The sequence below is a fragment of the Neisseria sp. HMSC03D10 genome (genome assembly GCF_001807625.1).
Taxonomy (GTDB): Bacteria; Pseudomonadota; Gammaproteobacteria; order Burkholderiales; family Neisseriaceae; genus Neisseria; species Neisseria mucosa.
Window position 1 is genome coordinate 36,847 of sequence record NZ_KV789502.1, and the last position, 10,310, is coordinate 47,156.

General features: G+C 49.0%; 10 protein-coding genes. 7 read left to right on the forward strand and 3 right to left on the reverse strand.

Annotated elements, in window-relative coordinates; genetic code table 11:
• Positions 1–128: 128 nt before the first annotated feature.
• Together HMPREF3066_RS02325 and HMPREF3066_RS02330 are read right to left on the reverse strand one after the other, a co-directional pair.
• Positions 129–1,286, reverse strand: a complete 1,158-nt coding sequence (locus HMPREF3066_RS02325) for an NnrS family protein (protein ID WP_070440203.1) — start codon at positions 1,284–1,286, stop codon at positions 129–131.
• Positions 1,287–1,397: 111 nt separating this feature from the next.
• Positions 1,398–1,778 carry a hemerythrin domain-containing protein gene (locus HMPREF3066_RS02330; protein WP_003759365.1) on the reverse strand — a complete coding sequence of 127 codons (381 nt, stop codon included), beginning with the start codon at positions 1,776–1,778 and terminating at the stop codon, positions 1,398–1,400.
• A 169-nt stretch (positions 1,779–1,947) separates the two neighbouring features.
• On the opposite strand from HMPREF3066_RS02330, the gene HMPREF3066_RS02335 reads away from it, so the two are divergent.
• From HMPREF3066_RS02335 to HMPREF3066_RS02350, 4 genes are all read left to right on the forward strand, one after another.
• A complete protein-coding gene (locus HMPREF3066_RS02335; protein ID WP_039406692.1) occupies positions 1,948–2,412 on the forward strand; it encodes an Rrf2 family transcriptional regulator in 465 nt (154 codons plus the stop codon).
• Positions 2,413–2,906: 494 nt separating this feature from the next.
• Positions 2,907–3,836 carry a TonB family protein gene (locus HMPREF3066_RS02340; RefSeq protein ID WP_045073547.1) on the forward strand — a complete coding sequence of 310 codons (930 nt, stop codon included), beginning with the start codon at positions 2,907–2,909 and terminating at the stop codon, positions 3,834–3,836.
• A gap of 69 nt (positions 3,837–3,905) precedes the next feature.
• A complete protein-coding gene (locus HMPREF3066_RS02345; protein ID WP_039406686.1) occupies positions 3,906–4,565 on the forward strand; it encodes a MotA/TolQ/ExbB proton channel family protein in 660 nt (219 codons plus the stop codon).
• Between the two features lie 3 nt (positions 4,566–4,568).
• Positions 4,569–5,006, forward strand: a complete 438-nt coding sequence (locus HMPREF3066_RS02350; RefSeq protein ID WP_039406683.1) for an ExbD/TolR family protein — start codon at positions 4,569–4,571, stop codon at positions 5,004–5,006.
• Between the two features lie 245 nt (positions 5,007–5,251).
• Here HMPREF3066_RS02350 and yihA read toward each other — a convergent pair whose 3' ends face one another.
• Positions 5,252–5,905: a ribosome biogenesis GTP-binding protein YihA/YsxC gene (yihA, locus tag HMPREF3066_RS02355; RefSeq protein ID WP_070440205.1), complete on the reverse strand. Its 654-nt coding sequence runs from the start codon at positions 5,903–5,905 to the stop codon at positions 5,252–5,254.
• A 200-nt stretch (positions 5,906–6,105) separates the two neighbouring features.
• Between yihA and HMPREF3066_RS02360 the strand changes: the two genes are divergently transcribed.
• The 3 genes from HMPREF3066_RS02360 to ccsB all read left to right on the forward strand — a co-directional run bounded on the left by HMPREF3066_RS02360 (position 6,106) and on the right by ccsB (position 10,171).
• Complete coding sequence (locus HMPREF3066_RS02360) at positions 6,106–6,732, forward strand: c-type cytochrome (RefSeq protein ID WP_003759506.1); 627 nt, start codon at positions 6,106–6,108, stop codon at positions 6,730–6,732.
• A 243-nt stretch (positions 6,733–6,975) separates the two neighbouring features.
• Positions 6,976–8,994 (forward strand): cytochrome c biogenesis protein ResB, encoded by a 2,019-nt coding sequence (locus HMPREF3066_RS02365; protein ID WP_141743162.1) that lies wholly within the window; start codon positions 6,976–6,978, stop codon positions 8,992–8,994.
• Complete coding sequence (gene ccsB, locus HMPREF3066_RS02370; protein ID WP_070440207.1) at positions 8,984–10,171, forward strand: c-type cytochrome biogenesis protein CcsB; 1,188 nt, start codon at positions 8,984–8,986, stop codon at positions 10,169–10,171. The genes HMPREF3066_RS02365 and ccsB overlap by 11 nt, the downstream gene beginning before the upstream one ends.
• The last annotated feature ends 139 nt before the right edge of the window (positions 10,172–10,310 follow it).

Genomic DNA, 10,310 nt, shown 5'->3' on the forward strand with positions numbered 1-10,310 from the left:
TTGTCCTGATTTAAATTTAATCCACTATATGATGTATTGGATACGGGAGTCTGATTGATAAAACGAAAGGTCGTCTGAAACCTTAAAACAGGTTTCAGACGACCTTTCGTTTAATATGCTTGGTTTAATTAACCCGGTTTGCCGTCCAAACGCGGGCGGATGAGCCAAGGGATGTATTTCCATGCGTAAAGCAGCAAGGACAGGGCAAACAAGACTGCGGAAGTGCGGATGCTGTGGGTATAACCGGTGCCGCTGACGAAGGTTGCAATGATGCGGATGACGGTGGCGGCTATCATCAGCCAAAAGGCGACGGGTACGGATTTGGGTGGCGGATAGATGGAGTTGCCGGTATGCCCGAGCGCAGTGCGCGCCATCATGCCTAATGTCAGGACGCCGATGCCGCCGACGCCGATGAGATGTACGCCAAGATTAAGGAAAGAGCCGTGGAAGTAGGAAGCACCGATGGCAATCAATCCCAAACCTGTGAACAAATAGCCTGCGAACAAAATCCACAGCATCGGTTCTTTCAAAACGGCTTTATACCACCAGCGGTAAACCTGTACGGTAAAAATCACGCCCGCTGCAAAGGCAAAAGCAGATGAAAGCCAAGGCAGGGCATGGTGCGCCATCAGCATGGCAGTCAGCATGGGCAACCAGAGGGACGCGTGCGCGACCCACATCGGACTGGGGATTTGCGGAACATTCAGGCGTTTGGAGGTAAAGAAGGAAATAATCCGCATGCCGATAAGGCCGATAAAGCCTGAGACCATAATCAGACCGGACTGCAGCCCGCTGAGCAGTGCAGATGCGTTTCCGGCATGCAGTTGGAAGTGGAATGCGGCATGCGTGCAACCCAGGACGACGATAGCGAATACGGCGACGTAGTTGCGTTTGTTTTTGGAACGGATGACGGGCAATGCCATGCAAACTGCGCCGTACCAAAAAAACAGCGTGCCGAGTATGCCGCTGGCGGTTGCACCCCAGTCCGGAATGAAAACGGCAATCCTTGCTGCCAACCAAAATGCGGTCAATCCTGCCAAAACGCCGCCGCGCGTGGGCGGCTGCCCCGTCCAAGTGGCAACGGCGGTCAATAGGAAGGCAATGACGACGAGTCCGGCATAGCCCCAGATCATCTCATGGGCGTGCCAATAAAAATTGGACAACTCGGGCGTACCCGTATAGCCGAAGCCCCAAAGCAGGATGGAGAGTGCGCCGTATAGTGCCGCCAGCGAATAAAACGGGCGGAATGCCATTGCCCAAACAGGGTGTTTGAAAAAGGCGGTCATGGTAGTTCCTTGGTTTGTTTTTTGAATGGTTTGTTTTAGGTTTGAATAGACAGGAGTGTCGTCTAAAAACGCTAAAATCGTGCTTTTGGACTTTTCAGACGACCTTTTTTATCAGATTCCTTCGGGTTCCGGCAGAAACGGCTCGACTGCGGGGAACAGTTCGCGCTCCTCAAAACGGGCATGGTCGCGTAGGGTAACGGCAAAGTCCTTATTCCATGCTTCGTTAAGATATTCAGGATTTGCCATCATACTGCGCAGTTTGGCGTGTTCGGCTTCGAAACGTTCGCGCATTGCAACGGGAATATTCTGCCAATGCGGGGCGAACATGGTTTCTTCTTCGACAAAATGCGGTTCCAATTCAAGGAAATGGGCTTCAAGCTCTGTTTGATGGCTTTCAGCGGGCGCGCGCAGGAGGCGGACGCAGAGTGAAAGGGCGTGATGGTGTTCGCGGGAAAGTTCGATAAGTGCTGGGTGGCGTTTTAACGGCTTCATAATATTTGATTATAATGATAATAAATTATCAAACTGCACTGGATTAATTCAAATGTTTCAGATATTATGAAACTTAATCATATATAAAGTCAAACACATAACGGCGACAGTTCTCCTTAGGACACACTGCCGCCGTTCCAAAAAATAATATATTCAAACAGAGAAAACCATGTATCTGACGCAACATACGGATTATGGTCTGCGGGTATTGATTTATGCGGCCATAAACGACGATTCGTTAGTCAATATCGGAACCATTGCCGAAGCCTATAACATCTCCAAAAGTCATTTGATGAAAGTCGTTACCGCGCTTGTCAAAGGCGGATTTCTGACCAGTATAAGAGGTAAAGGAGGCGGACTACGTCTTGCCGACACACCCGATAAAATCAATGTCGGCGCGGTCGTGCGCCATCTTGAACCCATGCAGATTGTCGAATGCATGGGAGAAAACAATGAATGTCTGATTACGCCATCCTGCCGTCTTGCCGGTATTTTGGGCGGAGCGATTAAGGCTTTCTTTGCACATTTGGACGGGTTTACTTTGCAGGATTTGCTTAACAAGCCGACTTATGATTTGTTGTATGAGCCGAGAATTGAAATTTTTGTAGAAAAAATGAGTAATAAGTCGGCATGATACGATTTTATGAAATTTAAGTTATCAATAGGTGTTTGCGTCTTAGGCGAAGATGGAGACATTTGATTTATTCTGATGATTGTAACATTTTGAACAGGTAAGGTTTTTATTTCAGGCAGCTTATCACCCAATCTAGGTAAAAAATTTTCTTTCCATTTCCATGGGTTTCCTGTTTGTAGTGACTAAAATAAGCCTGAAAAAAAATAAGCCGCAATCAGATATATTTGTATATCATTAAATTTGTTTCGTTATCGTGATTTTTTTTGTTCGTAATCTGGTTAGATGATGAACTTTTTTCATTAAATACATTCTAATCCAATCAACTGAGGCATTAAGTCCTCTTTTTCTTTTGTCTGCATGATAATGAATAGCAATATCAAAAAATCATGCGTATGATATTAAAATGAGGAAATATTTTTAAATGGATATTCACTAAAAAACAAATGTAAAAATGGGTTGCAAACACAAATTGTTGCTATTATCATGCGTTGATTATGAATAAAGAACGAATTTTAACTCCTTCTGTCGTCATCTCGGTGGTTTTGATCCACGCGGGTTTGGTCGCGTTGTTATGGCAGGCACACAAGCCGCCTGTGCCGGAAATGATGAATATTGAGTTTGTCGATTTGGCAGATTTGGGCGGCGATGGTGGTGGAGACGGTAGTCCTGAGGGCGAAGGTGCGCCGGCGGCTCCGGAAAAGATCCCTGAGCCTGAAAAGCCAAAACCGAAACCCAAGCCGGTTGAGCCTACAAAGCCTGTTATCAAGCCGGTGGTGACGAAAAAAGAGGATGCTGATATCCAGCAGCCTAAAGAGAAGCCGAAGCCGGTTGAAAAACCGAAACCTGAACCTAAGCCGGAACCCAAACCTGAGCCTAAACCGGAGCCACGCCCAGAGCCTAAGCCTGAACCTAAAACAGAATCCAAGCCTGCACCTCAAGCTTCGGAATACACCGGTACTAAAACCGGTCCGAATACTGCGGAAAACGGAAAAGGCAGTGGAGAAGGTAAGGCCCTTCACGGTGAGGGTAAAGGAAGTGGTGGCGGTACGAAAGGTACCGGCAGCGGACGCGGTGAGGGCAGTGGATCAGGCAGTGGCGGTGCCAAAGGTGAGCATGGATCAGGTACCGGTAGCGGCGGAGGTGCAGGAGGTGGAAGCGGTGGCCCTCCTGCTGTCGTAGATAAAGGTTTCCTGCCTACACCGGCTTACCCGCCCCTCTCTTTAGAAAATGGGGAGGAAGGAGTAGTTCATTTATCTATTCTTGTTCAGCCCGGTGGTAAGGTTGTAAAAGTTACCGTAACTAAAAGTAGCGGATTCCAACGTTTGGATAATGCAGCAAGGAAGGCAGCTACTGCCGCCGGCAGCAGATACCCTACAAACCGTTTGACAGAATACCGGGGTAAAATTAATTTCCAACTTCAGTAAATGAACGCGAATTACCTGTATTTTGACAAAAAAGAAATTTTTTAATTTTATTTTTAATCTGGAAAAATTATGGATTTGAAATTAGTGTTTGAATCAGGCGATTTCGTCCTGATTAGTGTATTCGTACTGATGCTGGTGATGAGCATTGTTACTTGGTGCCTGATTATCCTGCGCACTATCAAACTGAAAAAAGCCAAAAGTGCCAATGCTGAAGTAAAAACGCAAATGCTAAATGCTTTTACGCTGTCGGAAGCGGTACAAAAAGTGAAAAGCATTGATTCACCGATGAGCCGTGTGGCGGACGAATCCCTGCGTGCCTACCAAAGCTATCGTCAAAGCAATGCGAAAACACTTACTACCGAACTGCCTTTGAACGAATACCTCGTCATTCAAATCCGAAACAGTATGGAGCAAGCCATGCGCCAGTTTGACTACGGTATGACTGCTTTGGCATCCATTGGTGCAACCGCTCCATTTATCGGTTTATTCGGTACGGTTTGGGGAATTTACCATGCTTTAATCAATATCGGTCAAAGCGGACAAATGAGTATTGCTGCCGTTGCCGGTCCGATTGGTGAGGCGTTGGTATCTACTGCTGCCGGTTTGTTTGTCGCCATTCCTGCTGTTTTGGCGTACAACTTCCTCAATCGCGGTAAGAAAACCCTCTCTCAAGATATGGACGCTTTCGCACACGATTTACACGTCCGCCTGTTGAATCAAAAGGACTAAATTATGGCATTCGGCTCAATGAATTCCGGTGATGACGCGCCGATGTCGGACATCAACGTTACGCCTTTGGTCGATGTTATGCTGGTGTTGTTGATCGTTTTCATGATCACCATGCCCGTATTGACCCACTCGATTCCTTTGGAATTGCCGACCGCTTCGGAAAAAGCGGCAAAGCAGAAGGAAAAGCAGCCTAAAGACCCGCTGCGACTGACGATAGATGCCAACGGCAGCTACTATGTCGGTGGTGATTCTGCGACTAAAGTCGATATTGATACGGTGATTTCACGTTTGAAAACCGAGAAGCAGGAAAATGCGGATACGATCGTAGCAATTGCGGCTGATAAAGCAGTCGAGTACGAATACGTCAATAAGGCGCTCGAAGCTGCGCGTGAAGCCGGTATCAGTAAAATCGGCTTTGTAACTGAAACTAAGGCGCAATAGGATTATCAGCAGATAAAAGGTCGTCTGAAAGGCTAAAGGCTTTTCAGACGACCTTTTTATAATGGGTTGCCACTCTTTGCTTTGCTATCTTCCTCAACAAGGTAAGCATCGGGCAGGTGGTAGGCTGGGGAAGTGATAAAGGTCGTCTGAATCACTACCAAGCGTTTTCAGACGACCTTTCGTGTTAAATACAACAGGAACAGTACGGATTTGCGTCCCGTCAATGCAGACTATACTACGACCGATTACAATGACTCGGAATTTTCCGGATTTCCGACATTCAAGTTGTCCATTTCTTCTTGATGCGTAGCAAACCATTCTCCGACAACTTGGTTGACTTCTTCGATGCCTTGCTTTTTAAGGCTGGAAAACAGTTGTACGCTGATGCGTTGACGGGTCATATAGGGCTTGAGCGATTTTTTGACTGCGCCTAAAGTTTTGATTTGCTCGTTTTTCGACAGCTTGTCGGCTTTCGACAACAAAATATGCACAGGACGGCCGGTAATGTGGAAAAAGTCCAGCATCCGCAAATCCAGCTCTTTCAATGGGTGGCGCGCATCCATAATCAACACCAAGCCGATGAGCTGGCGCCGTTGTTGGAGGTAGTCGCCCAAGAGTTTGACCCAATGCGTGCGGATGGCTTCGGGAACTTGTGCATAGCCGTAGCCCGGCAAATCGACCATAAAGCTGCCGTTGCTCAATTCGAAAAAATTGATGTGTTGGGTTCGCCCCGGCGTTTTGGAAACGTAGGCGAGCCGGACATGGTTGGTCAGGGTATTGATCGCGCTGGATTTGCCTGCGTTACTGCGCCCGACAAATGCGATTTCTGCGGGTGTGTCGGGCAGGTCTTTGAGATGGTTGACGGTAGTGAAGAATTTGGCGTTCTGAAAGAGGTTCATCAGTATTTCCTTGTTCCCTGAGACGGAGTGGCAGAATTTGCCGTGTCCATGTTGCGAAACATGGTAGTAATTTAATGTAAATCTAGTATAGAATAGCACGTTTATAGAATTATCGGTTTTTATCGGGTAAAATTTATCCGGCGTTTTGAGTATAAAAAAGGCATTGTCGCGGTATGCAATGCTGTAATCAGGAGCACTCCATGAAACGATTGACTTTAGCGGCCTTGGTTTTGGCTGCCGGCGCGGCTGTCGCTGCCCCGAAAGCGGATATTGCAAAAGGCAAAGAAGTGGCTACTACCATTTGTGCGGCATGTCATGCGGCGGACGGCAACAGCGGCATCGCCATGTATCCAAAGCTCGCCGCGCAACACAGTGCCTATATCTACCGTCAAACCTTGGACATTAAAGAAGGCAAACGTACAAACGGTTCCGCCGCTGTGATGAAACCTATGGTGATGAACCTGTCCGAGCAAGACATTCTGAATGTATCCGCATTCTATGCCAAACAACAGGCCAAATCCGGCGAGGCTAACCCGAAACAAAATGATCCTGTTTTGGGCGGCAAAATCTACCGAGGCGGTTTGGTGGATAAAAAAGTTCCTGCCTGTATGTCCTGCCACGGTCCCAGCGGCGCGGGTATTCCGGGCGGGGGTACCGAAATCGGAGCATATCCGCGCTTAGGCGGCCAACATATGTCTTATGTGGTCGATCAAATGAAGGCATATAAATCCGGACAACGCAAAAACGCGATTATGGAAGATATTGCCAAACGCCTGACCGAAGAAGAATTGAATGCGGTTTCCAACTTCATCCAAGGTCTGCATTGATTCCTGTCAATCCGTCTGTTTGCGGATGATGTGAATATCAAGGTCGTCTGAAAACGCTTGCCCTCGGGCGGTTGTTTTCAGACGACCTTGTGCGATGGTATGCCGCCGCTCTTGAGGCAATAAGTATTTTCAAATGGCAGCCTTTGGCTTTTTGCCCCATCATGTCTATTTTTCGTGCCGTTCGATAATCGGGCCTCTTCCGAATCCCGACCGTCCCCGTATTCTTTATCAAATCAAACCGCTATGAGCAAATCCCCTTCATCCGTCCCCCTTATCCGCAAACCTTGGTTCGCTTTTTTAAGCTCCATGCGTTTTGCCGTTGCCCTGCTCAGTCTTTTGGGCGTCGCTTCGGTTATCGGGACGGTGTTGCAGCAAAACCAGCCGCAGGTCAATTATGTTGTGAAATTCGGTCCGTTTTGGTCGCAGATTTTCAACTTTTTAGGCTTGTACGATGTTTATGCGTCCGCTTGGTTTGTGGTCATCATGATGTTTTTGGTGATATCGACCAGCTTGTGCCTGATTCGCAATGTTCCTCCTTTTCTCCGCGAAATCAAATCGTTTCGTGAAAACGCTAAAGAAAAATCATTGGCGGCGATGCGCCATTCGACTGTATTGGAAGGCAAGATGTCGTCTGAAATCGCCCGACGTTATCTCGAAGTACAAGGCTTCAGCTGCAAAACTGTAACGCGCGAAGACGGATCGGTTTTAGTTGCCGCCAAAAAAGGGGCGATGAACAAGTGGGGCTATATTTTTGCCCATACTGCGCTGATTGTGATTTGCTTGGGCGGCTTGATAGACAGCAACCTCCTGCTGAAAATCGGTATGCTGACCGGACGCGTCGTGCCGGATAACCATTCCGTCTATGCCAAAGACTTCAAACCGGAAAGCATTTTGGGTACGTCGAACCTGTCGTTCCGCGGCAATGTGAACATTACCGAAGGGCAAAGCGCGGACGTGGTCTTTCTCAATGCCGACAACGGGATGCTGGTTCAGGATTTGCCGTTTGAAGTGAAGCTGAAGAAATTCCACATCGACTTTTACAATACCGGGATGCCGCGTGATTTTGCCAGCGATTTGGAAATTACCGACAAGGAAAGCGGCAAAAAATCCGAACACACCATCCGCGTCAACCATCCGCTGACGCTGCACGGCATCACCATCTATCAAGCGAGCTTTGCCGACGGCGGCTCCGATTTGAAGTTCAAAGCCTGGAATTTGGGCAATCCCAGCCGCGAGCCGGTAACGCTCAGGGCGACATCTATGCGCGACTTCCCGCTCGACATCGGCAATACGTCCTACAAGCTGGAGTTTGACCAATTCACGTCTATGAACGTGGAAGACATGAGCAAGTCGTCTGAAAAAGAGCAAACCCTGCAATCAGCAATTAACGACGTGCGCGCCGTCTCTCAAGAAAACAAAAAATACACCAACATCGGCCCATCCGTTGTTTACCGAATCCGCGACAAAGCGGGTCAGGCTGTCGAATATAAAAACTACATGCTGCCCGTTAAGCAGGAACAGGATTATTTCTTCATCACCGGTACGCGCACAGGTCTGGAACAGCAATACCGTTGGCTGCGCATTCCTGCCGATAAGACTTTCAAACCCGATACCTTCATGGCGATGCGCGAACTTTTGAAAGACGAAGCCGCACGCAAAGCCGTCATCCGCAACGCGACCTTGAACGCGCCCGAAAACATCCGCGAGCAATTCACCCTTGCCGCCGAAAACACCTTGGGCATTTTTGCGAAAGGCGGCTATTTGGCGTTGGACGAATTTATCACCAAAAACATCCCCAAAGAGCAGCAGGAAAAAATGCAGGGATATTTTTACGAAATGCTGTTCGGCGTCATGAACGCCGTATTGGAAGAAACCATCCAAAAATACAAGCTGCCCGCATGGCCTCAAGACGAAGCGCGCAACCGCTTCCTGCTGCACAGCATGGACGCCTACACCGGTCTGACCGAATACCCCGCCCCCATGCTCCTGCAACTGGACGGCTTTGAAGAAGTCCGCTCCTCCGGCTTGCAAATGACCCGTTCGCCCGGTGCATTTTTAGTCTATTTAGGCTCTGTTTTGCTGGTTCTCGGCACGATATTTATGTTCTACATCCGCGAGAAACGCGCGTGGGTTTTGTTTTCAGACGACCGCATCCGCTTTGCCATGTCTTCCAGCCGCAACGAGCGCGACCTGCAAAAAGAGTTTCCGCAACATACACAAAGCCTGCAACGACTGGCGAAAGATTTGAACCATGACGCATAACCATAACCCCCTACCCGAACACGAGCTGCTGACGCACAAATCGTTCCTCAAGTCCCTGAACACGGTCGACTGCATATTCGCCCTATTGACCGTAGCCGGCGCATTCTTCGCCCAAACCCGTATTCAGCACACCATGGACATCTACGAAATGGTGATTTTGTGGGCAAGCGCGGGCATTACCGTCTTTTTAGGCTGGTTTTTCAAACCCATGCGCTGGTTTGTACCTTTGTGTGCCGTCCTCGCATACGGCGCCGTCATGCTCTACGATGGCGAAATCAAACATGCCGACGGCTTCCTGCTCAAATACTTCCTCAGCAGCCAGTCCGCGATTATGTGGCAATGCGCCTTCGTCTTCTTCGCGCTCTTCGCCTACATCACCGGCGCCGTGTTGGCACAACGCAAAAACGTTGCCACCAACACCCTGCTCGGCATGGGTTCCGTATTCGCCTGGGTGTCCGCCGTTGCAGGCTTTACCGGACTTTTAGTGCGCTGGCACGAAAGCTACCTCCTGCGCCCTGACGCAGGACACATCCCCGTTTCCAACCTCTACGAAGTCTTCATCCTCTTCCTCGTCATTACCGCGCTGATGTACCTCTACTACGAAGCCCGTTTCGCCGTACAAAAACTCGGCGGCTTCGTCTTCAGCTTCATGGCGATCGTCGTCGGCTTCGTCCTTTGGTACAGCTTTTCCCGCGAAGCACACACCATCCAACCCCTGATTCCCGCCCTGCAATCATGGTGGATGAAAATCCACGTCCCCGCTAACTTCATCGGCTACGGCGCATTCTGTATTGCCGCCATGCTCGGCATCGCCGAACTTTGGGCATTGAGAAACGAAAACGCCGGCAAAAAATCATCGCTGCCGCCTTCGCAAGTCATCGAAGAAGTCATGTACAAAGCCATCGCCGTCGGCTTTCTGTTCTTCACCATCGCCACCATCCTCGGCGCACTGTGGGCGGCTGACGCATGGGGACGCTACTGGAGCTGGGACCCGAAAGAAACTTGGGCATTCATTGTCTGGCTCAACTACGCCGTCTGGCTGCACCTGCGCCTCGTCGCCGGCTGGCGCGGCAAAATCCTCGCATGGTGGGCAGTCATCGGACTGTTCGTTACCGCCTTCGCCTTCATCGGCGTCAACATGTTCCTGAGCGGCCTGCACTCTTACGGCACCTTGTAAGGTCAAAGCACAATAAAGAAAGGTCGTCTGAAAAGCTTATATGGTTTTCAGACGACTTTTTTTGAAAATACAGGGCATGCTTGTCCCCCTTTTGCTTTGATAGCTTCGGTTTATAGTGGATTAACTTTAAACCAGTACG